Below are 24,880 nucleotides of genomic sequence, written 5' to 3' on the forward strand. Positions count from 1 at the left end.
TGGGTTAATGATCCTCACCGGGTTCAGTTGCTGGCTCGGTGGGAGGATTAGTTGCGCCTGTTTCGTTCGGAGCTTGCGTCTGCGCTGGTTCCTGGTTCCTCTCTGTACTCCTAGTTTCTGTAGCTGTAGTCTCCGTTGGAGGCGTGTAGGTTTTGAACGTGGACTTACGGAAGTCAGGCTTGTACCAGTCAAAGTCTGCGACCTCGTACTTGTCGATCGCTTTCAACATGTACGATTGCCACACGGTACCCGGCCATGTGGATCCGGTAACTTCGTATTCTCCACCGAATGGGGTGATGGAGACTTCGTTGCCGTTTTCGCCGATCTGGTACATGGACACGACGGTTGCAAGTTGCGGGATTGCGCCTGCGAACTGTGCAGAACGATTTTCTTCAGATGAACCGGTCTTGGCCAAAACGGGTCGACCGATTATTCCAGCTTTTTCACCGGATCCCCACTGGGCACTGGCCTGCATGCCCGGAAGCGCAGCGGAAATGATTTCGGAGTCGAATACGCGCTCGGTGCTTGTAGGGCCTTGATAAATTTGTTCGCCGTCGTAGCGGGTAACTTCCTTAATTATGTGAGGCGTGCTACGAAGGCCCCCCGACGCGATTGTGGCGTATGCGCGGGTTAGGTCCAGATTGTGCGGTGATGCTGATCCGAGGATATTACGGATCGTGTCGTCAAGGCCCAGCGTGTCTTCTGGAAGGCCAAGCTTAACTGCAGCCTCGCGCGTCTTGCCCGGCCCCATTTCGTTATTCATTTCAACAAACGGGGTGTTTATGGATAGCGCGGTCGCACGAATCATATTGACGTAGCCGAATGAGTAGTCTCCATAGTTACTGAGCGGGGGCGTGACTTCTCCGGTGCGCTTGTCGGTGATTTGTAGCGGCGAGTTGCCGTTGTACATGTCCTCGATTGTTCCACCCGCTTGCATGTATGCGATGAGGCCAAATGGCTTCATCGTTGATCCTGCCATTGCCCTGTCCTGTGTAACGGAGTTGGATTGGCGTTCCTGGTAGTCGGCCCCAGCAAATTCGGCCAGTATTTCTCCGTTGGCTGGGTTAATGGACGAAAGAGCCACCTGAAGTCCTGCATTGTGATTGTCCGGAAGTTCATTAACTGCCTCAACGGCAAAGTTCTGCAGGTCCTTATCCAAAGTTGTAACAATCACGTAACCGCCCGAATCCAGCTGTTCAGGCGTGATGCCTGCACGGCTTTCAAATTCGCTGCGGATCTGTTGCATTAGGTGACCCTTCCAGCCAGTCATGCTGGTTTCAGATTGCGGGTCAATAGTTTCGGGGAAGGCGGTGTTATCTGCTTCTTCCTGAGTGATCCAACCATCTTCAACCATGTGTTTAAGGACGCGGTCAAAGCGGGCTTGTGCCATGTCGGGGTCTACTGCAGGATCCCACGCGGAGGGCGCGGGAATGATGCCGGCAAGCATGGCTGATTCGCTCAATGTCAAGTCTGTTGCGGGATGCCCAAAGTATTTGAGCGAAGCTTCTTCTACTCCGTACGCGCCGCGCCCAAAGTAGATGGTGTTCAGGTAGTTCTCCAGGATTTCCTCCTTGGATTGCTGCCTGTTGATTTTGAGGGCTAGCAGGGCTTCTTTAATCTTGCCCGGGATACTCGTGGTGGTGTCCAGGTAGTATCGCTCGACGTATTGCTGACTGAGTGTGGAGGCACCCTGCAGAGAACCACCGCGTACGTTGTTGATGAAGGCGCGGGCTACGCCCTTCAGATCGATACCAGAGTTGGTGTAGAAAGTTCGATCCTCAGAAGCTATGACTGCTTTCCCAACGTAGTCAGGAATGGTTGAGGTATCGATTATGGTGCGGTCAATTTCGGCAAAGGTGCCCAGTTCGGTTTCACCATCGGAGTAGAAGACGGTCGTTTTTTGTGCCATCGCAAACTCTCCAGGTTTTGGCACAGTAACGGAGGCGTAAGCGAGCATAAACCCGACGGAGCCAAGAATGACCATCATGAGGATGGTAATGAGAATGCCGATTCCAATACGCGCGCCGGTAGATTTCTTCTTTTTCCCGCCACTTGTATTTTTGACGTTTTTGCTAGCGGGTTTGTTCGCGGTTTTCTTGCCGGTTTTGCCGCTCGGTTTACTCACACTGTTTGTATTTTTTCTAGGCGAAGGCGGCGCTGTATCGGCGGCTTTACTTTGGGGGCGCTTAGGAATAGAAGAGGACGCCTTAGATCCGGTATTGGCGGTCGAGCCCTTGTAGTGGATGGAGCGGCGCGAAGGCAGCCCGGAAGGTTTCCGGTTGCTGTTTTTATTAGGTTCGCGACTGTCAGCCATGTGAACCACCTTTCTAGAGCATTGCCCGGCGGCTATCGGATGCCGGGTTCCTCGTTTCGTCTATGTAGTAATTGTGCACGGATTTATTGCGATTCCCACCATTTTAGTAGTTCGTGTTCGGCTTCCGCCTTGCTAAGGGGGCCTCGCTCCATGCGTAGTTCGAGTAAGTATTTGTATGCTTTTCCAACTTGCGGACCCGGCTTTAGGCTCAGCAGTCGCATGATTTCACCGCCGTCCAGGTCGGGCCGTACCGCGTCTAGTTCCTCTTGTTTTTGGAGTTCGTGGATGCGATTTTCGAGGTCGTCGTAGGCGGCTTGGAGGTATGCGGATTTGCGTTTGTTGCGCGTAGTACAGTCGGCGCGGGTGAGACGGTGGAGGTATTCGAGGTAGGGACCGGCGTCGGTAACGTACCTGCGTACGGCAGAGTCGGTCCACTGTTGTTCACCGTAACCATGGAATCGTTGATGCAGGCGCACTAGTTCGACAACGGCTTTAGTGGTGGCTTTGTCAAAGCGGAGGGCGACCATGCGTTTTTTGGTCATTTTCGCCCCGACGATTTCGTGGTGGTGGAATGTGACGGTTCCGTCGGGTTCGAATCTGCGCGTGGCAGGTTTGCCAATGTCGTGCATTATGGCTGCGAACCGGAGGATGAAATCGGGGCCGGGAACAGGCCCGTCGGGACCGGATTCGAGGGCGATTGCATGTTCGAGGACGGTGAGGGTGTGTTCGTAGACGTCTTTGTGTCTGTTGTGCTCGTCTTTGAGGTCTTGGAGGTTGGATAGTTCAGGCAGGACGATGTCGGCAACCGTGGTGTGGACCATGAGTTCGAGGCCGCGCCGTGGCTTAGGGGATGTCAGTAGCCGTTCGAACTCGGAGCGGATGCGTTCTGCGGAGACGATTTCGAGGCGGGGTGCTTGCTGCTCCATGGCTTTCATGACGTCTTCGGACACGTCGATGCCAAGTTGGGCACTGAACCGTGCGGCGCGCATGATGCGTAAGGGGTCGTCGTCAAAGGATTGCGTGGCGGTCACGGGCGTGCGTAGAACGGCATCTGCGAGGTCTTGGAGGCCGCCGTGCGGGTCTACGAGTTCAAGGTCGGGCAGGGTGATGGCGCAGGCGTTGACGGTGAAGTCTCGCCTGGTGAGGTCACCTTCTAGTGTGTCGCCGTATTCAACTTGGGGTTTGCGTGAGTTCGGGTCGTATGCTTCTGTGCGGTATGTGGTGACCTCAACTTGGAGGTCGCCTTTGCGCGCCCCGATGGTTCCGAAGGCTTTGCCGACGTCCCAGGTTTTGTCGCCCCAGATGCCAAGGAGGCGTTCGGTGTCATCAGGTCTGGCGTTTGTGGTGAGGTCGAAGTCGTGCGGTGTTACGGCAAGGAAGGCGTCGCGTACTGGTCCGCCTACGAGGGCGAGTTCAAATCCGGCCTCGTGAAAAACGTGGCCAAGTTCGATGATTTGTGAGGGAAGTTCGGTGAGGGCTTTTTGGGCGTTGCTACGAAGCAGTTCGAGGTCGCCGCACCCCACGGCGTCAAGTGCGTTCGCATTTTGGCTTGCTTTAGTTGCTCGTTTGTTGGTTTCTTGTTCCTTTAGCATCCCTATTAGCGTGCCATGAATCCTCCCAATTCGGTATATCGGACGCGCCACGTCATAGAGTAGGGGCATGGATATTCATGACGGCACTCCTCGGATGGGTGTTCCGCGTCCCCCGCGTCGCCATTTTTCGGTGCGCGGTTTTAGGGTGAGCGCGCGGCATTTGCCGGTTGTGGATGAGACGTCGGCTGGAGGCCTGGTAATTAAGGTGCGCGAAGGCGTGCCGTGGGTCGCTGTGATTGCGCGCCGCAATCGGGCAGGCAATATCGAGTGGTGTTTACCGAAGGGCCATCTTGAGCGCGGGGAGTCGGCGGAGGAAGCCGCGGTTCGCGAGATTGCTGAGGAAACCGGTATCACGGGCCGATTGGTGACGGTTTTGACGTCGATTGATTACTGGTTTTCTACGGGAGATCGCCGGGTGCATAAGGTGGTGCACCATTATTTGCTCGAGTACGTGTCGGGCGAGGTAACCGTAGAGAATGATCCGGATCAAGAGGCTGAGGACGCCGCGTGGTTCCCATTGGATAAGGTTTCGCGAATGTTGGCGTATCCGAATGAGCGGCGCGTGGTGGCAATCGCGTTGGATTTGCTGTACCCAGAGGCGAACGTGTGAGCGGGCGTTTTAGAGGCATTGCGATATTGCTGGCGGGAGCTTTGGTTTCCGCTGTTTGCGGCGCTTTTGGGGGTTTCGAGGCGGTAGCAACCCCAGCGGCCCCCGAGTCTGGATACACCGTGGAGATTGATGATCTGGCGCCCCGTGTTGTGACGAATCAGACGAGTGTGAAGGTTTCTGGCACGGTTAGTTTTGCGAAGGCGCAAAGCGAGGCGACCTTGAGCGTGTTTGTGCGCGCAGATTCGATGGTGACGGTATCGGATGCGAAGGCATATTTGGAAGATTTCAATTATGCGGGTGATTTTGTTGCTGCAACGACGCTGAAGGATGTGAAGGCGGGCACGCCAACTCCGTTCTCGATTTCTATCCCCACGGACGATTTACCTTTTTATTCCCCGTTTTTTTGGGGGCCGCGAGGCATCGAGGTGCGGGCTGAGGTAGAAGGCCGCGTGGTCTCGGACAGGTCTTTGTTGCTGTGGGATTCGGGTTACGAGGTCCAGCCTTTGAACCTGTCTGTGGTCAGTTCGGTTTCTATGGGTGCCGCTGAAACCGACCAGGGGGTTAGGGCGACGAATGCTCGCGGCGGGCAGGTCCGTGTGGCGCAGAGTTTAGCTGGCGTTGAGGGCGTGACGCTTGCGGTTGGAGCGGGCTTGCTTGAGCAGGATGATTTCGCTCGGAGTCTGGTTAAGGCGGGTGCGGGTCCGGTGATTTCACTACCGGCAGCGGATGCGGATGTGGCTGGTATTGCTCATCTTTCGCAGCGTTCACAGATTGTGCAGTTGGTGCAAGATTCGAAGTCGGCAGCAAATCTGCCGGTGGCGCATGGGGCCGGTTTGCAGGTTTTAGATGATTTTGTTTTGCCAGAGGTGGAAGAGCTTGACCGCCAGCTAGTGGATTTGTGGGCCGATCAGACGGTTGTGAGCACGGGCCAGGGACTGGCGCCTTTAGATGTCCTCACTTATGACCCGTCTGCGTGGTCTCGCTACGACGCGCAGACCGGCAGTGCGGTGAACGCAGAGGAGCTCGGCACGGACGTTTTACTTGCACACAATGCATTGTCGGATCTTCTTTCTTCTTCCGCTACTTCTAAGAGCGATGAGCTAGATGTTCAGCAGATGATTCGTTCTACCACCGCGATTATTACGCGCCAGTTACCCAACCAGTCACGCACCGTACTTGCTTTGACGCAGCGTAATCCGGATAGCGAGGTCACCGTGGCCCGGGTGAAGGCGGCGCTGGGAGACCGTTGGGTGAACCCAATCTCCGTGGCGGACGTAAAAGACATGTCGGGTGCGCCCGAGCCGCGCACTACCCTGCCGGATCTGGTTCCTTCGGCGGGTAGCATCACGGACGCGGAGGTTCGTTCTCTGTACGAAGCTATTGAGTCTACGGCTGCGATGACTTCGGCGCTGGAGGATTCGACGGGCACGGTTGCAGAGCAGCGCTCTCGCGTGTTGCTGGCGACGTCTTTGGCGTTGCGAGAACAGCCAGACTTGCGCTCGCGGTTGATTAAGGGAGTGAATGAGGAAGCCGAGGCGTTGGCGACATCCGTAAAGGTTGAGCAGTCTGCTCCCATCAATCTGTTGGATCGCAAGGCGCATTTGCCTGTACGCGTTAGTTCGGTGCTTGATGAGCCGGTGAATGTGGTTGTGGAGTTGGTTTCACCTGATCCGCGCCTGCAGATCGAGAAGAGTGTTGATGTTAGTGTGCCGGCGCGTGGCTCATCGCTGGCGGAAATTCCGGTTCGCGCGATTGGTTCGGGTAATGTCGCCGTTCAAGTTAAAGTAAAGGGCCCAAATGGCCTCGTGATCGATGATGCGACACGGTTACAGATTCGGGTTCGCGCGGAATGGGAGTCTACGGGTACGCTCGTTTTCTCGATTGCTTTGGCGCTTTTGCTGGCGGCGGGCATTTGGCGCACTATTAGGCGAGGCCGCCGCGTGGATATCGCCGAGGAAGACGCGAGCGGCGGTTTGGAAACACCGCACGTGAACGAGGGTGCGCCTACTGATTTTAGTTTGGGAGGACATGATGAGTGAGGCCGAGTTGGCTGGCGATCACGATCAGCCGGTGGGTGATCCGAAGGAGTCCTCCCTGTTTAGGTCTTCGGCGATCATGGCGCTGGGCACCACGTTTTCACGAGGGCTTGGCTTTTTGCGTACTGCGTTGCTTCTCGCCGCGTTGGGTGCGGCTGGGGCAAATGATGCGTTTAACGTAGCAAATACGTTGCCGAACGTGGTGTTTAACCTGTTGGCAGCGGGTTTGCTGGATGCGATTTTGGTGCCACAGATTGTGCGGGCATTTAAAACGAGGTCTGGCTCGGATTACGTGAATCGCCTGTTGACGCTGGCTGGCTTGATCATGTTCGGTATCACGATAGTGATGGTTGCTGCCGCGGGCATTTTAGTGAATTTGACGGCCGGTTTGATGGCTCCGGCGTGGAAGTCGCTGGCAATCGTGTTTGCCATTTGGTGTTTGCCCCAGATTTTCTTCTACGGCATATATGCCCTCTTGGGTGAATTTTTGAACGCCCGCGGCATTTTTGGCCCGTACATGTGGACGCCGGCAGTTAATAATGTGATCGCGATTATCGGTTTGATCGTGTTCATTGCCGTGTACGGTACGGCCTCGGATGTGAATGACCCGTCGGTTTGGGATTTCCAGCGCACGGCGCTTTTGGCGGGGCCGGCAACGTTGGGTGTGATTGCGCAAGCCCTGCTGCTGATCATTCCGCTCCGACGCGCGGGTGTGCGGTTGCGCTTGGATTTTCATTTCCGAGGCACCGGCTTGCGCAGAGCGTCAAAGATTGCGGGCTGGGTGTTCGCAACGCTGGTTGTAGGTCAGGTGGGCTACCTGTCTACGTCGAACATCGCGGCAGCGGCCAACGCGTGGAGTGCGCAAACCGGTGTTTTTGCGGCGTCAACTGCGGCGCTGGGCATTACGTTTACGGTGTACATGCTGCCTCAGTCGATCGTTTCGGTATCTATTGCTACGGCGCTGTTCACAAAGATCGCATCGGCAGCGGCTGATGGTAACCAGACCAGCATGGTGCGTAATTATCAGATTGGCGTGCGCTCCTCACTGTTGTTGACGATGTGGATGGCAGCGATTTTGGGCGCGGCGGCGATCCCGGTTTTCCAGATTTTGGGGCCGTCTAACGCGATTTCAGAGATGGTTGCGTACGCGAACGCTCTGGTGATTATTTTGCCGGGTCTTGCGGGCGCCGTGGTGATTATTTTCAGTCAGCGCGTGTTTTATTCGATGGAGGATGGCCGGCCCGTCTTCTATACGGTGCTTTGGCCAACGCTGGGCCAGGTGGTTTTAGGATGGACGTTGATGATGTTCCTTCCTCCGGTGTACTGGCTGTTTGGGGCGCTATTTGCCGAGACCGTCTCGCGCATTGTGCAGGGTGTTTTGTCGACGTATTTTGTTCGCGCGAGGTTGCCGCAGGCGAATCCGTGGGTGGTTATTGGAGATATGGTGAAGTATGGCGCGATAGCGGTTGGCGCTGGCCTGCTAGGTATGGGGGCGCTGCATTTTGTGGGCGCGTTTGATACGTCAAACACGGTAACGGGTGCGATTTGGGGTGGTTTCTGGCGTGCAGTTCTGGTGGCCGTGGTTGTTAGCGTCGGATACTTCGCGCTCATAGCAACGATTGATCGTCAAAATTTCCAGACGGCTCTAGGAATGTTGGGGTCGAGAATCCCGTATTTCCGCCGATTTGCATCCGAGGAGACAGCTTCGGGCGACGGTGAAGGCTTCACCGACAACGGGTAGCCCCGCGTGCCGTCCTAACTGAGGATCTGACTTGCTAGAGCCCTACCGATGGCGGGTTTTGAGCGACACTGGGCGTCGGCGCGGGTTTGCTTTGCGTGCGTGTATTAGTCTTGCAGTTGATGTTATTGAGGGGGCTCTATGTCTAAAGACGATCTTGGGTCGAATGAAGATTTCGATTCTGAGCAGGATCGCGGCGATCAGTTCACGCCGGAGCAGACCAGTGGATCTTTTGATGCCCTGCTTGAGGATTTGAACGAGAAGATGGTTGCCGGTCGCCTGGCTAATCGTTTGCGCGGCGTGTTTTCTCGGGCGGGTCGGCCTGACGCGGAGTTTTCCCAGCCTGACGAGGGCGCGCTGGCTGATAGCGAACCCGCCTCTGAAGACGTCGCGGCTGACGTGCTTGCCTTAGATAATGAGCAAGTGCGCGCGAAGTCGGACGATAAGTCAGATAAGATGCGGGAGTTCATTTCGTCATTAGATGAACGTTTCCCCCGTGTGCGCTCCCCGAAGATGCCTCCTCCTCCCGAGCCTGAAGATGAGGCCGCAGTGGCCGCTGGCCAGGGCCAGATGACCGCCGATTTCCTAAATCACCTTGGCAAACAAAAGAAGCGTTTTTCCGATGTTGACAATGAGGGCGCAGCACAACACCAGGATGTCTCTTCTGACCCGGATTCTTCTGCCAACCCCTCGTCGCCTGCGAACGAGACGCAAACCGTCGCGCATGCCGATGATGAGCAAAAGCGTGATCGCGCGGTGGATGAGCCTCAGACTACGAGCAGTTCCCAGCAGACGGAAGGCAACTCGGATATCGCTACGGCAGACGGAGACGAGCAGGCCACGGCTACGCGTTCCCTCGCCGACGAAACTAAACGAATCACAAATGTTTCTAAAAGCTTTATTAAAGCTCAGGCGGCCAAGATTGCAACGGCAGCTGCGGCCCGCGAAGACGCCCGTCGCGCCAAGACGGAGGCCAAGCGTCTCGAAGAACTTGCAAAAGCGGAAGAAGGGGAGCTTCCCGCCCCCGTAGAGACCGGCTGGGGCGACCTCTCCGATGAGTCTGATTTCAGCTCAGGCCGTGCCGATAGCGCGCCGATCCCGTCCGAATCCTCCGACGATGAGGGCCAAGCACCTTCCGCGAAGAAGGAAGAATCTGTCCGCGAGCGCTCTTCTACGAGCATTCCGAAAGCAACGCCCACAGGTGCGCCGGTACGGATGGCTGGGGACACGGACAGCTTGAAGGCCGTCGATTCGGATTTGCCGAAGAAGATTAGTTTCACGCGGCGCGGCTCCTCGATTATGAAACTGCCTTCGGGCACACGGGTTATTCAAAACTCGATGCGTTCGGTTCGTTCCACTGTGGATGCTTTGAACGAGGGCCAGAGTATCGATCCAACTCGGCCTACGATTGCGCTGTTTGCGGCGCTGATGGTTGCCGCTACGATCGTGTCGCTAACTACGATGGCGGGCACGCACACGTTCTCTTCATCTATTTTCAACATTGATCCAAAGCCAACCGAAGTTGTTGAGGCTACGGAGGAAGCACCGTCGGAGGCTCCCACTCCACCGCCTGCGGGCGCACCCAAGATTGCTTCGATTGACGTTATTTCATATAACAACGACGATGGTGACCACCCAGAATGGGCGCAGTACCTGTTTGATGGAGATCAGTCCACCAGGTGGCAAACGCGCTATTTTGCCCAGCCCGAACTGCCTGAGGATAATCGCATTCGCCTGGTAATTCATTTGGCAGAGGAAAGCTCTGTTAAGAGCGTTAGCTTCCAGGGTCCGATTGATGGTGGGCAGGTAGATTTGCGGGTGAATGATGGTTCGGATCCGTTTGCGACGCCCGTTTTGACGTCCTCGAAGATGGCTAAGACCACTACTCTCACGCCGTCCGAACCAGCTGTGGGAACCACGGTCACGTTAGATTTCGTGGCTCTTCCCACGGATGACGAAGGGCAGTTCCGCGCAAAGATTGACGAGCTCACTCTCAATTAGACGCGAATCAGATCTCAAATAGACGTTCGTTTAGCTTTTTGCGCCGCGCATGAAATATTTACGCGCGCGAAGCGGTTAGTTAGAGTGTTATTGCGTGTAGGCCTTTTGTTTTGCACAGAAAGTTGTTTGTCTCATGGTCCATGATCTGATCATTGTTGGTTCCGGTCCCGCTGGTTATACCGCAGCTATTTATGCGTCGCGCGCGGGTTTGAAGCCGATTGTTTTTGCCGGTTCGTTTACGGCTGGCGGAGCCCTCATGAACACTACGGAGGTAGAGAACTTCCCCGGTTTTCCTGAGGGAGTGATGGGTCCGGAGCTCATGGTGAAGATGCAGGAACAGGCGGAGAAGTTTGGTGCTGACGTGAGGATGGAGGACGTGGAACGCCTTGACCTTGCATCAGATGTGAAGGTTGTTGTTTCGGACGGCGAGGAGTTCCAGGCTCGCGCGGTGATTGTGGCAACGGGTGCTGCGTACCGCACGCTGGGTTTGGAAGGCGAGCAAACTTACGCTGGTCGCGGGGTTTCCTACTGCGCTACGTGTGATGGTTTCTTCTTCCGCGATAAGCAGATTGCCGTTGTGGGCGGTGGTGATTCCGCTATGGAAGAGGCCCTGTTCTTGTCGCGGTTTGGCAAGGTTACGGTGATTCATCGTCGCGACGAGCTTCGCGCTTCGAAGATTTTGCAGGAGCGCGCGCTTGCGGATCCTAATATTTCGTTCGCGTGGAACTCTGTTGTTGTGGACATGAAGGGTGAGACGAGCCTGCAGAGTCTGATTCTTGAGGACACGGTTACGGGTGAGCGCCGCGAGCTTGACGCTGACGGTCTGTTTATTGCTATCGGTCATGATCCGCGTACGGAACTGGTGAAGGACCAGCTTGAGTTGGAAGGCGCCTACATCAAGGTGGCTGATCCCACTACGAACACTTCCGTTCCGGGCGTGTTTGCGTGTGGCGATGTTGCAGATCCCCGTTATAGGCAGGCCATCACGGCTGCTGGTACGGGCGCGAAGGCCGCCCTTGATGCACAGCATTACCTGGAGAACCTGTAGATAGTTGTAACGCTTAGTTAGGGGTTAAGAATGGCTGAGACAATCGAGATTTCGGATGCTAATTTCGAAGACGCGGTGAAGAGCTCTGCGTTGCCGGTGCTGGTTGATTTTTGGGCGCCATGGTGCGGCCCATGCCAGCAGATGTCTCCGATTTTGGATGAGATTGCAAACGAACTTTCAGACAAGATTGTTGTTGGCAAGGTAAACGTCGATGATAATCCCACGCTCGCCACGAAGTTCGGAATCGTTTCGATTCCTACAATGATCCTGTTTAAGGGCGGCGAAGCGGTCAAAACAATCGTTGGTGGTCGCGCGAAGGCCAAGCTGAAGGCCGATATCGAGTGTGGTTTGTAGTTGCAGACCTGAAGCGCCGTCTTATTTTTGAGGTTTTTCTTTGGTTCCTTGTGATTTGGGTGGCACAATCGAGAGATAAGAACTTTCCCTTCGCTTTGAAAGATTGACTACATTGGTTGAACGTCCAGATCCGCATTCCGATTCAGGTACTTGGCTAGATCCTTGGCACGGAGCGTATGCGGCGCGAGCTCATGGGTTGCGTTCGTCAGAAATCCGCGCTCTGTTTGCCGTGGTTTCGAGGCCAGAAGTAGTGTCTTTGGCTGGAGGCATGCCAAACATTAAGGATTTGCCTCTGGATTCGTTGGCTGAGTCTGCTCGCACGCTCATTTCTCGTCACGGCGCGCAGGCTATGCAATACGGCTCGGGCCAGGGGTGGGAGGATCTTCGCCAGCGCATCACTGAGGTGATGACGTATGACGGTATTAATGCAGATCCTGATGATGTAGTTGTCACCACCGGTTCGCAGCAGGCTTTGGATCTGGTTTCTGAGATTTTCTTGGAGAAGGGCGACGTCGTGCTGGCGGAGGCTCCCTCGTATGTGGGCGCGCTCGGCACGTTCCGCGCGTACGAGGGCGAAGTTGTCCACGTGGACATGGACGAGGATGGCCTGATTCCCGAAGCTCTTGAAGAGATGATCCGCCACCTTCGCGCACAGGGGCGTCGGATTAAGTTCTTGTACACGATCCCGAATTTCCACAATCCGGCTGGCGTAACTCTTTCGGAGCAGCGCCGTCCTGTAATCGTCGAGATTTGTCGCCGCGAGCATATTTTGATTGTTGAGGACAATCCGTACGGGCTGCTTGGCTTCGACTCGGATCCACTTCCAGCGCTACAGTCTTACAATCCCGAGGGCGTGGTTTATCTGGGCTCGTTCTCGAAGATGTTCGCTCCTGGGTTCCGGATCGGCTGGGCGCTTGCTCCGCACGCTATTCGCAACAAGCTGGTTTTAGCTTCGGAGTCTGCGATTCTTTCGCCGTCCATGGTTGGGCAGATGGCTATTGAACAGTATTTGTCTGATTATGACTGGTACGGCCAGGTTAAGGTTTACAGACAAATGTACCGGGATCGTTGCAACGCGATGATGACCGCGCTACAGGATTTCTTACCTGATTTGCAGTGGACCACTCCGAAGGGTGGTTTTTACACGTGGGTGACGTTGCCGGAGGGCCTGGATGCAAAGGCAATGCTTCCGCGTGCGGTAACCGGATTGGTCGCGTATGTTTCCGGCACGGCGTTTTACGCTGATGGCCGAGGGGGCGACCACATGAGGCTCTCGTTCTGTTATCCGCCGCCCGAGGAGATTCGTGAGGGCGTTAGCCGCCTGTCTCGCGTGATTAATGCGGAGCGCGAGTTGGTTGAAATGTTTGGCACGAATGATCGCGCAGAGTTGCCCGATGACGCGGTGTCAGCGCCGGCTCCGGATCAGGTTTAAGTGAGGAGATCGCTGTGTCTGAAGCTTTGAAGATTTTGGTTGTTTCTGGTGGTTTGACGCACGAGCGCGACGTTTCGTTACGGTCTGGGCGTCGGGTGGCTACAGTACTTCGCCATGCTGGTCACACGGTTGAGGTTTGCGATCTGAATTCTCAGTTTTTACCTACGGTTGCTGAGTTCGAGCCGGATGTGGTGTGGCCACTGATCCACGGATCGGTGGGCGAGGATGGTTCGGTTCAGGATCTTCTTGAGCTGATCTCGTTCCCCTACGTTGGTTCCACAGCATCCTCGTGTGCGTTGGCGTCTAGTAAGCCAACAGCTAAGTCTTTGGCGCAGCTGAGCGGGGTGAGGACACCGAAGTGGCTATCACTAAAGCAGGCTTTGTTCCGCCAGGTGGGAGCGCCCGCAATAATTCAGTCGATTGTCAATAATGAGGCCGGGCTTACTTTCCCTCTGATCGTTAAGCCTTCAGATGGTGGCTCTGCGCTGGGCCTATCAAAGGTATTTAACGAGGAAGAGCTCCGCTCGGCGATGGTTGACGCTTTCGCCTACGGAGACACCGTGATGGTTGAACAGTTCGTTCCGGGCAAGGAAATCGCGGTTTCTGTGCTTGATCTTGGCGAGCCGGTGGCGCTACCTCCGGTAGAGATCGAAACTGATGATGGCAGGTACGATTACGACGCCCGTTACAACACGGGTCGATCTAAGTTTTTTGTACCCGCGCGCCTTTCCGAGGAAGAGCTGGCAGCTGTAAGCGATGTAGCGCTGAGGGTTCATAAGACGGTGGGAATGAGGCACTTGTCTCGTATTGATCTCATCCTTGGTGAAGACGGCACGGTCTGGTTCATTGACGCCAACGTAAGCCCGGGTATGACGGACACTTCCCTGTTCCCGCTTGCCGCTGAGGAATACGGAAGTCTTAGCGGTGTATTGGAAGATATAGCCCAGTACGCTGCGGGTAATCAGGACTAGGACTTGATGTAATACTTCTCTTTTTGGCCAGCTCTTTAAGGGCTGGCCAAAATTGTTTCACGTGAAACAATTTACGGATAGTGATGCTCAGTTCCTGCTGGCAAAGGTCTGTTCGCGATGCTTTTGAAAGAGATAATCTGTTCAAAAATGAATTGCTCTAGCTTATGGTTCGCTTGGCTTGCCGTTTTAGTTCAGTCGTCTAATTACCGTTCTGGCAGAATCCATGCATAGTTATCTACTTGCATAGTTCCAGTATTCTGACTCGACGAATCAGATCACTCGCCTATTTGCCGCATTGACACTTTAATCAGGTTCGCGAATCTGCATATGCGCCAGGTCAACACGATCTCTGAAGAAGTCCGAACGCCCGCACGCACTCTCTCATTAAACAAGTACGGCCTTGGAATACTTGCTGTCACCCAGTGAGCTTAGGTTGCGATAATCAATTGTTTCACGTGAAACAATTGATTGGGTAGAAAGAGTTCCACACAAAATAATTCCACACAGATAACTTCAATGTTCTTGGCTTTGATCTACATGGTGCCTACTCAAGTCGTGCAATGAGTGGCACATTGGACCGGCCATTTCATCCGTTCGATCCGCTAGGCCATTGATGCGAAACCCGTTCCATTGACAGCATAGAGTGATCCGCTAAGCATGTCGTTTCCGAGGAATCACGTAAATAGCTTTATATTCAACCAGATGAGTTCACATGCATTCCAAGAGCGGTAAGAAAAATTGTTTCACGTGAAACAATTTGTGGAATAGCGTCTATCGAGAAGATTGGTTTCATCAAGTATCCATTGGCACAAGAAGTAACCGCAGCTATCTTCGCGTTCTAGAAAACTAACACTCGGTCTTGTCTCTAACTCAGTGGCTTCACCACGCGTTAGTGTCTGTGCATCAGAGCGACATATATCGGCTTGCGTAGACCCCAGCCATCACACGATTCAGAAAGGGCTGATGAAGTTGTACGTGCGTGCGTGCCATCGGACTGGAATGCTGGTACTGAATGCGCGACCTGTCATCAAACCAATTGTTTCACGTGAAACATTTGGTAGCGCGCACAACGTTGGCAAAAGTCGGCGGCCACGGTTCACCTTACTTTCCGTAGTGATAACGTGAATCCTAACAACCTACAAAAGGAACACTGTAAAAGGACGCCGTTCTTACTTCCAGCACACCCTGGCACCAAAACACTAGCTAGCAACTGTGCATCAGCTCATGTTCACGGCGTACTTTACCCGGCGCAGATGCGAGCGGAATCTCCACAATTGCCAGAACCATTACGGTCTTGATCTATGACCACTTCGTTCCTGACCTACTTGGGCCAGTGCGGGGCACAAACAGGGCAGAAGCTTCACGGTGCTTACCGAGCAGACCTGTTCAGCGGGCACACGGAACACTACCGCACAGATCTAGTTTCCGCCTACAGCGGCGTAGCTGCCCGTCAGGCAGTAGGCGACGATTCTTTTACCTACGGAGGTTGGCGATTACTTGAGTAATTCTCTCCAGGTCCTCTGGGCCAGCGTACTCAATCGAGATGCGTCCTTTATGTTTGCCTTCAACTACTGTCACACGTGTGTCCAGCAAGTCAGTGAGGCGTTCTACTACGTTCGAGGCGTTTTCTGACAGGGGGCGGGGAATACGCTTCGCGCTCTTCTTCGCGGCAATGGTAGAGACTTCCCCTAACGCGACAATCTCTTCCGTTGTGCGAACTGACAGGCCTTCCGCAATGATGCGATCGGCAACGGCATCCATCTGTGCAACGCTTGGCAGGCCGAGAAGTGCACGCGCGTGTCCTGCACTGAGCACTCCGGCAGCAAGTTTGCGTTGAACCGAAGGGGGCAGCTTCAACAGTCGTAAAGAGTTCGCTATTTGCGGCCTCGAACGCTTAATTCGTTCTGATAGCTCCTGCTGCGTGTACCCAAAGTCAGACATCAGTTGCGCGTACGCATTTGCTTCTTCAATCGGATTCAACTGCGAGCGGTGCAGGTTCTCCACCAAGGCTTCACGCAGTAGCTCATCATCTTCGGTATTGCGCACGATCGCAGGGATAGTCTGCGCGCCCGCAAGCTTTGAAGCACGAAGTCTGCGTTCGCCCATTATCAGCTCGAACTTCGGGAGCCTGTCCAGCCCTTCTGCCTTTCGCTGTTCAACGAGTTCCTGATAGCGCGCAGCGCCGCCATCAATTTCGCGTACAACGATAGGCTGCAGAACTCCGATTTCCTTAATCGACTCAGACAGTTCTGCTAGTTCGAACTCGTCAAAAATTTCACGAGGTTGCTTAGGGTTAGGCACCACTAAATCAATGTCTATCAACGTGAAGTAGACTCCGGGGACCTCTACTAGATCCGGCGCATCAGAGGTCGTTACCTCGGCATCCCTAGCTTCAGTGTCCTCCGGAATAATGTCTGCAAATAAAGGACGCTTTTCACGGCCAGAACCGCCGCCACTAACAGCGTTGGCGCCAGTGTTCAGGGGACCTCCGGCGCCCGTAGTGCCACCGGAACCACCGCCCACAGCATCTAGCGAAGAAGAACCTACATCTCCACGAACAGCACGTGCATCATCAGCAGATGCGCCCCTCTTCGAGGATTTCGTTGATGAAGAAGAACGCGCTTGACTTCGCTTAGAAGTGCCAGCGGTCTCCGAACCGCCCTTAGCTGCTCCCTTTGCCAAGGTGCTTTTAGCCCGTGTCCCACGGCCCTTGCGTGGTGCTGGCTTCAAGAGATCAGCGGAGAGAGACTGGGAACGTCTTTCTCCCGAGTCCTTACCCGAACCACCCGCAAAAAATAGGTCAGAGGGCCGGCCAACTTTATCCTCGTATGCAATTGTTTCACGTGAAACATTTGCATCTCGTTCCGGAATTAGGGAACCCAGTCCGCGCCCTAGTGCGCGCCTCTCATTCGCCGCCATCTTCTACTCCTAAACTCGCCCAACGCGAAGCCAACTCGTACGCGGCCGCCTTGTAGGCAACAGCACCCTGGCCGCGTGGATCATGCCCAAAAATACTGGTTCCGAAACTTGGAGCCTCAGAGAGCTTAACTAGGCGCGGAATGTAGTTCTCCAAAACCACTCCTGGAAAATAACGTTTGATCTCGGCGGCTACTTCTGAACTAAGATTTGTACGCCTGTCGTACATCGTTAGCAGGATCGCGCCAATGGTTAGACCTGGATTCAAGTAGTTCTTGATCCGCTCAACGGTATTGACCAACATGGATAGGCCTTCCAGCGCGTAATACTCGGTCTGGATCGGCACGATTACTTGATCCGCAGCCACAAAAGAGTTCAGGGTAAGCAGTCCCAGACTTGGCGGACAGTCAATCAGCACAACGTCCACACCTCGATTAACCGCGAGGAAATCCTTAATGGCCTTGCGCAACACGAATTCTCGGCCGTCGACAGTTGAGAGTTCAAGTTCCGCACCAGACAAGTCAATCGTGGCCGGACAAACAAGCAGGTTCTCCGACTCCTCGCACGCGTGTAGACACTCCGCAAGGGTCATCGAGCTGCTCAATACATCATACGTAGAGGGGGTACCCGGCCTGTGGTCCACGCTCAGCGCCGTAGAAGCGTTTCCTTGCGGATCAGAATCAATCACCAGCACGGAAAGGCCTGCTTGAGCTAATGCAACCGAAAGGTTCACAACCGATGTCGTCTTGCCTACTCCGCCCTTCTGGTTCGCGACTGCAACAACCAGCGGTCGCTGAGGACGAGGAAACACAACACCCTCAAGTTGTGCACGCAAACTAGCTGAGCGCGCGATCTCATCTGCAAGGGGACTAGAACCAGTGGTCACCAATGCTCCTTTCAACTACGCCTAGTGTAGTTGTTTTGCACGGTCTGGAACTCGTGGGCTTGCCGGGTGTGAACAATACCCCGCAGCGAAGCCTGTGGAGAACTGTGCTAACGCTTCTTCTGTATCTCCACTACGCGCGTTGATTCTTCTTCCATGAGAGAGGGCACTTCGTGAACATGCACGCGCCCCACATTGAACTTCTTGAACAGGGACCGCGCGGCCTTCACTTCCTCAGCGGCTCGCCGACCTTTCAAAGCAAGCATCTTCCCGCCGGGTAATACTAGCGGCATTGTCCACCGCGTCAACTGCTTAAGGTTGGCAACAGCGCGAGAAGTTACAATGTCGGCTTCGCCAACATTATGAAGCTCCTCCGCTCGCGCATTGTGGATCGTAACGTTTTCAAGGCCGATCTCACCGGCCACATCAGCAAGCCACTCACACCTGCGCACCATCGGTTCAACGAGGTGTACATCCAGATCCGGCCTCGCGATGGCAACCACCAGCCCGGGGAATCCCGCACCCGAACCCACGTCCAGAACCTGCACGCCCTCGGGAATGAAACCTATAACGGCTGCCGAGTTCACGATGTGTCTGGACCACAGCCGCGGCAATTCACGTGGACCAATGAGGCCACGAAGCTCGCCTTCTTCAACGAGCATGCGCGCAAAGTGATCCATCGGCCCAAACTGGGGGCCGAAGAATTCGCGAACTGCCTCATTCGGCTGTTCAACAAAAGAGCCGTCCGAGGCAGCCTGCATAGTAGTTTCCACCTTGTTCGAAGGCCCTACCTACTCCGCCGAATCCGAGCTCTCGCCGGGCTCTTCTTCGCTATCTTCCTCAGCAAGCTTGCCGGGCAGAATCACTACGCAGCGGTTCGGCTCAACGCCTTCGGACTCAGACATGAGGTTCTCGCGCGCGGCCACATCGTGACAAATTTTGCGCTCAAACGGGTTCATCGGCTCAAGCATCACGGCCTCGCCGGTGGTGCGCACACGCGTGATTGCCTCTTCGGCGATCGCGGTAAGTTCCCGACGCCTATCGGCGCGGAATCCCGCAATGTCCAGCATGAGGCGCGAGCGCTCACCCGTCTCGTTCTGTACCGCTAGGCGCGTGAGCTCCTGCAGAGCGTCAAGTACTCGGCCATCCTCGCCCACCAGACGCTCCAGGCGCGAGGACGGGTCTTCAGAGACAATTTCCACGAGGGCACGATCGTTCTCAACGTCGAGTTCAATGTCGCCGTCAAGGTCAGCAATGTCGAGGAGTTCTTCGAGGTAGTCCGCCGCAATGTCACCCTCTTCAACGAGGTGAGCAATACGGTCCTTCTTGGGGGTTTCGTCAGTCATTTTGTACCTTCTGGATCTTTCTAGCAGTACGCGGGGTATTACTATGCCTTGTCGTTTTGATCCTTACCTTGCTTCTTCTTACGCGCGGCGTTGCGACGCTGCTGGCGCCGCTCCTCCCGCTTGCGCTCAAGTTCTTCAGGGGACATTCCCTGCTGGCGTTCCTTGATCTGGCGTTCGCGTTCAAGTCTGCGACGCTCCACCTGGTCTCGTAGCTGCCTCTCACGCTTGGTGAGGCGTTGCGGCTGGTTACGCTCCTTCGCAGTTTTCGCGTTACGCTTCGCGATTTCAAACTTACGGGTCCAACGCTCATCCGGCATCGCATCCCACTCGGAATACGCCAGCTCGCGGTAGGCGCCAAGCTGCTGTTCAGCAGTTACATCTGCACCAAACTTCGTGGGAATCTTCTGCTTCGGCGCAGACTTCTTTACCTTCTTCAAAGTACGTTCAACGAGGTCGGCGCGGCCCTGCTCATCGTCAGCATCAAGCTTGCGAACTTCGTTGTCATACTCTTCGAAAACGGGGCGAGCCCACTCAACGTAGCCTTTGCGGCGCTTGCCCATGAGTTTGATGTACGCGTCGGAGCCAGGAGTCGGCATCTGCGCAATGGTCCAGAACTGCTGGCCCATAGTCCACAGGTTGGTGGTGAACCAGTAAACCAGCACACCCGTTTGGAAGAAGAAGCCAGAAACACCCATGATGAGAGGCATCGTGTACATCATCATCTGCTGGCTACGCATCATCGGGTTCGAGGGGTCCTTAGCCGATTCCGGCATGTTCTTCATGGTCAGCTGACGCATCGTGATGAACTGCGTGATGACCATGAGAACGATCATGACGACGATGACGATCTTCGGGGTAAGACCAACAGCTGTTGGGAACGTTGCAGATAGCGGCGCGCCAAACAGGGTAGAGCCTTCAATCTCTGCCGCCTTCGACGCAGTTAGCGGGCCCAGCGAGGAATACTGGTAGGTGCCTTCTGCAATCGGTCCGGTGGATGCAAGCACACGGAAAAGGGCGAAGAACACCGGCATTTGAAGTAGGACTGGCATACAAGAGGAGTACGGGGAGGTTCCGTGTTCCTTGTACAGGGCCATCATTTCCTCGCTCATGCGCTGGCGAGAAGCTTGGTCCTTCTTGTTCTTGTACTTGTCCTGAAGTTTCTTCAACTCCGGTTGCAGTGCCTGCATGCCTCGGGAAGCCTTGATTTGCTTGAAGAATAGCGGAATAAGGAGGATACGAACGATGATGGTGAGGCCAATGATGGACAGCACCCATGCCGGTCCGGAACCGTCATCCATGCCAAGGAAAACGAAGACGTCGTGCAGACGCACCATCACCCAGGCAACTGCAACCTTGAAGGGGTACAGAAGCTTGTCAAACCACACGGTTAGACTCCTTACTTATTTTAGGGTTCTTCCCATTCGTCGTCTTTTGGCCTCACGTAGGGCTCTGGTTTCCACTTACCCTTATCGGGCACGTGATCCACACCGCCCAATGACCACGGATTGCATCTGAGCAGCCGCCACGTCGCAAGTATTAGCCCTTTAGCAGGTCCGTGCACTTCCAACGCCTTGACAGCGTAGCTGGAGCAACTCGGATAGTACCTACAGGTTGGCGGCATTCCCGGCGATATGAACTTCTGATAGAAGCGTACAGGCGCTACCAGGATACGCGAAATAGGGTTCATTTCGCGCTCCGCGCTAGTGCACGTGAAAGCGCATCATCTACTGCCTCTTCAAGTTCATGGTAGTCGCTACCGCGAGCTCCTTCGAGAACTCGAATCACGAGGACGGTGCGAGGTGGAAGTGTTTTCACTTTGTCACGGCAAATATGCCGCAACTGCCTCTTCACTTTATTGCGAGCAACTGCCCGGGCAAATACCTTCTTAGGTACGACGAAACCGACGAGGCGCTCATTTTGAGAAACCTCGCCGGTCAGTACGTGAACTACTAACTTCCGGTTGCCCGCGCGTTCACCAAAGCGGAATACTTTGCGAAATAGCTCCGGGTCTCGTAAGCGGCTTTGAGCTGATAGCACTCAGGCAGATAGCTGCTTGCGGCCCTTGCGGCGGCGGTTTGCCAAGATTGCGCGTCCTGCACGCGTGCGCATACGCAGGCGGAAGCCGTGCTTCCTGGAGCGGCGGCGGTTATTCGGCTGATAAGTACGCTTCGTCACTTTGATCTCCTCAGGCTTGAGGGCGCCTGAAGGGCCCTCCCTATCTCCGCATTTACTGCTAACGCAAAAAGCGCGCACTAAATGGTGCAGTGTCTGCACATACAACGATCCAGCTTATTGATTGCTTTTCGTCTAGTCAACGTGGTAGGAAACGAGATTCACCACATTTACGATCACCAACTGTGAATAACTCTGGGCATAACTACACAGTTGTGGCTGTGCATAAGTTCAATACGAAATCGTTGTATACGAAACTTAATTGCGTGTAAACAGTGGGAACCACATTCGTGTAGTTCTTTTCGTGTTATCCACAAAGTTTTCCCCATTGTGGGGATAACTTCACTAATTAGGTGCAAAAATGACAAACTAAGGGAAGTTGAATGATCAGCCGTGTGTTACGTCACGTTTGGAGAAGGAGCTGAGGTGGACGGCAAAAAGTTAGGCGCCGCTTGGAACACCGTTATAGCGGACCTTTTAAAAGACGACGAAATTGGTCCATCCGTTAAAGCGTTCTTGTCTACAACGCGTCCACTCGGCGACTTGGAAGGCACCATCTTAGTGGCAGTCCCAAACGAGTTCACTAAGACTTTTATTGAAAAGAACGCCAATGACGCTATTTGTAGCGCTCTTTCAAACTATGTTGGATCATCCGTTCGGATCGCGATCACGGTTGATCCATCTCTCAACGAGGAAGTCGAAGCCGAGATTGATAAAGCTGAGCAGGCTGAAGAGTTAGCTCCTGCCGTGGATATTGCTGGCCTGTCACAGTCGCGTCCCTCCACTGCAGGGAAGGTCGAAACTGAGGTGCGCCCAATCCAAGCGGGCAACCAAGCTACGTCCTCGCCGATTGATCTTTCTGGCTCAAGACTCAATCCCAAGTTCACCTTCGATACTTTCGTTACCGGCTCTTCCAACCGTTTTGCTAACGCCGCAGCTACGGCCGTGGGTGAAATGCCAGCCAAAGCCTACAATCCTCTTTTTATCTACGGCGGTTCGGGACTGGGTAAAACCCACCTGCTGCACGCGATTGGTAACTACGCGCTTTCGCTCTACCCGAATTTGAAGGTCAAGTACGTGAGTTCAGAAGAGTTCACAAATGACTTCATTAACTCAATTCGAGACGACCGCGCCGAGCAGTTTCAACGTCGCTACCGTGAGGTAGACATCCTGCTCATTGACGACATCCAATTCATCCAGGGCAAAGAACAGACAGTCGAAGAGTTTTTCCACACTTTCAACACGTTGCACAACGCGAACAAGCAGGTTGTTATCACCTCGGATGTGCCGCCGAAGAAGCTCGAGGGCCTAGGTGACCGCATGCGGTCGCGCTTCGAAATGGGGCTGCTCACTGATATTCAGCCACCGGATCTAGAAACCCGTATCGCTATTTTGCGTAAGAAAGCTATCGCGGAGAACCTCGATGTCAATGATGAGGTACTAGAGTTCATCGCCTCGCGAATTTCCTCAAATATTCGCGAACTTGAAGGCTCATTACTTCGCGTCACGGCGTACGCGCAGATCACTAATCAAGAGATCAACAGGTCGCTTGCAGAAGTGGTTCTGAAAGACGTTCTTTCAGACCCGGATGACACCGAGATCACGATCGCAATGATCATGGGGCAGGTTTCTGACTACTTCCAGGTCAGCATTGAACAAATGAACTCAGCTGACCGATCCCGCCAAATTGTCGAGGCGCGGCAAATTGCCATGTATCTGTGCCGCGAACTGACCGAACTCTCTCTACCCAAGATTGGCCAGGCATTTGGGGGCCGTGATCACACGACTGTTATGCACGCCAATAAAAAAATCTCGCATCAAATGACAATGAAACGTGAGATCTACAATCACGTCACCGAACTCATCAGTCGAATCCGCGCTCAGGCGCGGCAAAGCCAGTAGTATCCACATGGTTTTGTGAATTCATGTGGATAACGGGCTGATTCTTTACCTAGTACCACGAAATTCTGTGGATATATTTCTATAGGTAATTCCCTAATTCACAACTAATATTCTCAATCACCAGGGTTATCCAGATTTCATTAACAATATAAAAGTGCACCAGATCAGCGAACAATCGACTTATCCACAGTTTGCACAACGCCTATGACTACTACTGGAATTACAAATTATTATTTCTATGTCCGCACAGAAAAGAAAAATCTGTGGATTGCAGGTTCGCGGCGTGGCACCTTGCATCAGCGCTGGAGTGTGATCCAGCAACGTGCCTAATTGGATAAAATAACGTAAAGTGAAACAGCTAGTACTAATGATTGAAAGTGAGGCGGACTGTGAAGTTCACCGTTGAGCGCGACGTGCTATCTGAAGCCGTTAATTGGACTGCACGTACAGTTCCCACGCGTCCTTCCGTGCCTATTCTCGCCGGTGTTCGCATGGAAGCAGCCGATGGAGTTCTTACGCTTTCATCATTTGACTATGAAATTTCAATGCGTTCAGAAATTCCAGCAACCGTTGATGTTGTAGGAGAAGCCCTAGTTTCTGGTCGCCTGCTTGCATCGATCGCTAAGTCTTTGCCCAATCAACCGGTTCAGTTCACGCTTGAAGGCCCGAAAATGAGCCTGGATTGCGGCACCTCTCATTTCACCCTGGCCACGATGTCGGTTGATGAATATCCTCCGTTGCCAGTGATGCCCGAGGTACGCGGAACTATTGATGCCCAGGTTTTTGCGCAAGCCATCGCTCAAGTTTCAGTTGCAGCATCCTCTGATGACACCATTCCACTTTTAACTGGCGTGCGGATGGAAATTGAGGATGACACGATTACGCTTTTGGGCACAGACCGCTACCGTCTAGCCATGCGTGAGTTTAAGTGGGAGCCGGCTCAGCCCGGTATTTCCACAGCTCTCTTGGTGAAGGCGCGGGTGCTTGGTGATGTCGCAAAGTCGATGACTTCAGGGGGAAGTGTTGAACTAGCCTTCGACACTGAAGCAGCGGGCGCAGCGAACTCTCTAATCGGTTTTGTATCTGGCTCCAAGCGCACCACGTCAACACTCATGGATGGAGACTACCCGCCGGTACGTCGTCTATTCCCCGATGATGCGCAGATTCAGGCAGTGGTCGATCGCCACGAGCTTGTAGAGGCAGTCAAGCGCGTATCTTTGGTAGCAGAGCAACGTACTTCTGTTCGTCTCGGTTTTGAAGACGGCCAAGTGAATCTAGAAGCGGGTACCGACGACAACGCACAGGCCTCTGAAGTAGTAGCCGCGACCGTCGAAGGCGGTAGCTTGACTACTGCGTTTAACCCGAGATTCCTTGAAGGTGGACTTGGCGTAATTGACACAAGCCACGTCCGTTTCTCTTTCATCGATGCCGCTAAACCTGCAGTAATTACCGGACAAAAAGATGAGTCTGGTAATCAAGACGATTCCTTCAAGTACCTCATTATGCCTATCCGTTTTGGAATCTGATTTCACTAGCGGCACCGCGGTATATTCGCACGTGGATGA

At 54.2% G+C, this 24,880-nt stretch carries 22 protein-coding genes; 12 read left to right on the forward strand and 10 right to left on the reverse strand.

The genetic code is table 11. The features are described from left to right. Positions 1-4: 4 nt before the first annotated feature. Positions 5-1,909 (reverse strand): transglycosylase domain-containing protein, encoded by a 1,905-nt coding sequence (locus tag HMPREF1628_RS06980; RefSeq protein ID WP_232219409.1) that lies wholly within the window; start codon positions 1,907-1,909, stop codon positions 5-7. A gap of 88 nt (positions 1,910-1,997) precedes the next feature. On the opposite strand from HMPREF1628_RS06980, the gene HMPREF1628_RS09195 reads away from it, so the two are divergent. Further along, positions 1,998-2,240: a hypothetical protein gene (locus tag HMPREF1628_RS09195; protein ID WP_232219410.1), complete on the forward strand. Its 243-nt coding sequence runs from the start codon at positions 1,998-2,000 to the stop codon at positions 2,238-2,240. A 157-nt stretch (positions 2,241-2,397) separates the two neighbouring features. On the opposite strand, the gene HMPREF1628_RS06985 is transcribed toward HMPREF1628_RS09195, so the two are convergent. Further along, positions 2,398-3,906 carry a CCA tRNA nucleotidyltransferase gene (locus HMPREF1628_RS06985; RefSeq protein ID WP_442853081.1) on the reverse strand — a complete coding sequence of 503 codons (1,509 nt, stop codon included), beginning with the start codon at positions 3,904-3,906 and terminating at the stop codon, positions 2,398-2,400. A gap of 67 nt (positions 3,907-3,973) precedes the next feature. On the opposite strand from HMPREF1628_RS06985, the gene HMPREF1628_RS06990 reads away from it, so the two are divergent. The 9 genes from HMPREF1628_RS06990 to HMPREF1628_RS09200 all read left to right on the forward strand — a co-directional run bounded on the left by HMPREF1628_RS06990 (position 3,974) and on the right by HMPREF1628_RS09200 (position 15,601). Beyond that, entirely contained in the window at positions 3,974-4,516 is a 543-nt protein-coding gene (locus tag HMPREF1628_RS06990) for an NUDIX hydrolase (RefSeq protein ID WP_034509878.1), read from the forward strand. Continuing rightward, positions 4,513-6,555, forward strand: coding sequence for a DUF6049 family protein (locus HMPREF1628_RS06995; protein ID WP_034509880.1), 2,043 nt, complete (start codon positions 4,513-4,515; stop codon positions 6,553-6,555). The genes HMPREF1628_RS06990 and HMPREF1628_RS06995 overlap by 4 nt, the downstream gene beginning before the upstream one ends. Continuing rightward, positions 6,548-8,293 carry a murein biosynthesis integral membrane protein MurJ gene (murJ, locus tag HMPREF1628_RS07000; RefSeq protein WP_052038970.1) on the forward strand — a complete coding sequence of 582 codons (1,746 nt, stop codon included), beginning with the start codon at positions 6,548-6,550 and terminating at the stop codon, positions 8,291-8,293. The genes HMPREF1628_RS06995 and murJ overlap by 8 nt, the downstream gene beginning before the upstream one ends. Positions 8,294-8,431: 138 nt before the next feature. Next, a complete protein-coding gene (locus HMPREF1628_RS07005; protein ID WP_034509883.1) occupies positions 8,432-10,291 on the forward strand; it encodes a hypothetical protein in 1,860 nt (619 codons plus the stop codon). A gap of 133 nt (positions 10,292-10,424) precedes the next feature. Beyond that, entirely contained in the window at positions 10,425-11,339 is a 915-nt protein-coding gene (gene trxB / locus HMPREF1628_RS07010) for a thioredoxin-disulfide reductase (RefSeq protein ID WP_034509887.1), read from the forward strand. Between the two features lie 30 nt (positions 11,340-11,369). Continuing rightward, positions 11,370-11,693 (forward strand): thioredoxin, encoded by a 324-nt coding sequence (gene trxA / locus HMPREF1628_RS07015; protein WP_034509891.1) that lies wholly within the window; start codon positions 11,370-11,372, stop codon positions 11,691-11,693. Between the two features lie 103 nt (positions 11,694-11,796). Beyond that, positions 11,797-13,125, forward strand: a complete 1,329-nt coding sequence (locus tag HMPREF1628_RS07020; protein WP_052038971.1) for an aminotransferase-like domain-containing protein — start codon at positions 11,797-11,799, stop codon at positions 13,123-13,125. A gap of 14 nt (positions 13,126-13,139) precedes the next feature. Then, positions 13,140-14,096 carry a D-alanine--D-alanine ligase family protein gene (locus HMPREF1628_RS07025; RefSeq protein WP_034509895.1) on the forward strand — a complete coding sequence of 319 codons (957 nt, stop codon included), beginning with the start codon at positions 13,140-13,142 and terminating at the stop codon, positions 14,094-14,096. A gap of 1,301 nt (positions 14,097-15,397) precedes the next feature. Continuing rightward, complete coding sequence (locus HMPREF1628_RS09200) at positions 15,398-15,601, forward strand: hypothetical protein (protein ID WP_158705799.1); 204 nt, start codon at positions 15,398-15,400, stop codon at positions 15,599-15,601. On the opposite strand, the gene HMPREF1628_RS08890 is transcribed toward HMPREF1628_RS09200, so the two are convergent. The 8 genes from HMPREF1628_RS08890 to rpmH all read right to left on the reverse strand — a co-directional run bounded on the left by HMPREF1628_RS08890 (position 15,570) and on the right by rpmH (position 21,416). Then, positions 15,570-17,015 carry a ParB/RepB/Spo0J family partition protein gene (locus tag HMPREF1628_RS08890; RefSeq protein ID WP_034509898.1) on the reverse strand — a complete coding sequence of 482 codons (1,446 nt, stop codon included), beginning with the start codon at positions 17,013-17,015 and terminating at the stop codon, positions 15,570-15,572. The two genes, HMPREF1628_RS09200 and HMPREF1628_RS08890, sit on opposite strands and share 32 nt — an antisense overlap. Next, positions 17,002-17,898 carry a ParA family protein gene (locus HMPREF1628_RS07035; protein WP_034509902.1) on the reverse strand — a complete coding sequence of 299 codons (897 nt, stop codon included), beginning with the start codon at positions 17,896-17,898 and terminating at the stop codon, positions 17,002-17,004. The genes HMPREF1628_RS08890 and HMPREF1628_RS07035 overlap by 14 nt, the downstream gene beginning before the upstream one ends. A 107-nt stretch (positions 17,899-18,005) precedes the next feature. Continuing rightward, positions 18,006-18,656, reverse strand: coding sequence for a 16S rRNA (guanine(527)-N(7))-methyltransferase RsmG (rsmG, locus tag HMPREF1628_RS07040; RefSeq protein WP_034509906.1), 651 nt, complete (start codon positions 18,654-18,656; stop codon positions 18,006-18,008). Positions 18,657-18,686: 30 nt separating this feature from the next. Further along, positions 18,687-19,241 (reverse strand): Jag family protein, encoded by a 555-nt coding sequence (locus HMPREF1628_RS07045; RefSeq protein WP_034509909.1) that lies wholly within the window; start codon positions 19,239-19,241, stop codon positions 18,687-18,689. Between the two features lie 41 nt (positions 19,242-19,282). Beyond that, positions 19,283-20,626, reverse strand: a complete 1,344-nt coding sequence (gene yidC / locus HMPREF1628_RS07050; protein WP_034509912.1) for a membrane protein insertase YidC — start codon at positions 20,624-20,626, stop codon at positions 19,283-19,285. A 20-nt stretch (positions 20,627-20,646) separates the two neighbouring features. Next, a complete protein-coding gene (gene yidD / locus HMPREF1628_RS08895) occupies positions 20,647-20,928 on the reverse strand; it encodes a membrane protein insertion efficiency factor YidD (RefSeq protein ID WP_083309351.1) in 282 nt (93 codons plus the stop codon). Continuing rightward, complete coding sequence (rnpA, locus tag HMPREF1628_RS08900; protein WP_084703308.1) at positions 20,925-21,278, reverse strand: ribonuclease P protein component; 354 nt, start codon at positions 21,276-21,278, stop codon at positions 20,925-20,927. The genes yidD and rnpA overlap by 4 nt, the downstream gene beginning before the upstream one ends. Next, the gene (gene rpmH / locus HMPREF1628_RS07060; RefSeq protein ID WP_034509921.1) at positions 21,279-21,416 is read right to left on the reverse strand and encodes a 50S ribosomal protein L34; all 138 of its coding nucleotides are present in this window, start codon (positions 21,414-21,416) and stop codon (positions 21,279-21,281) included. A 423-nt stretch (positions 21,417-21,839) separates the two neighbouring features. Between rpmH and dnaA the strand changes: the two genes are divergently transcribed. Together dnaA and dnaN are read left to right on the forward strand one after the other, a co-directional pair. After that, positions 21,840-23,315, forward strand: coding sequence for a chromosomal replication initiator protein DnaA (dnaA, locus tag HMPREF1628_RS07065; protein WP_034509925.1), 1,476 nt, complete (start codon positions 21,840-21,842; stop codon positions 23,313-23,315). A 389-nt stretch (positions 23,316-23,704) separates the two neighbouring features. After that, the gene (gene dnaN, locus HMPREF1628_RS07070; RefSeq protein ID WP_034509928.1) at positions 23,705-24,841 is read left to right on the forward strand and encodes a DNA polymerase III subunit beta; all 1,137 of its coding nucleotides are present in this window, start codon (positions 23,705-23,707) and stop codon (positions 24,839-24,841) included. Positions 24,842-24,880 lie beyond the last annotated feature (39 nt).

It is taken from the genome of Actinomyces sp. S4-C9 (genome assembly GCF_000758775.1).
Lineage (GTDB): Bacteria > Actinomycetota > Actinomycetes > Actinomycetales > Actinomycetaceae > Gleimia > Gleimia europaea.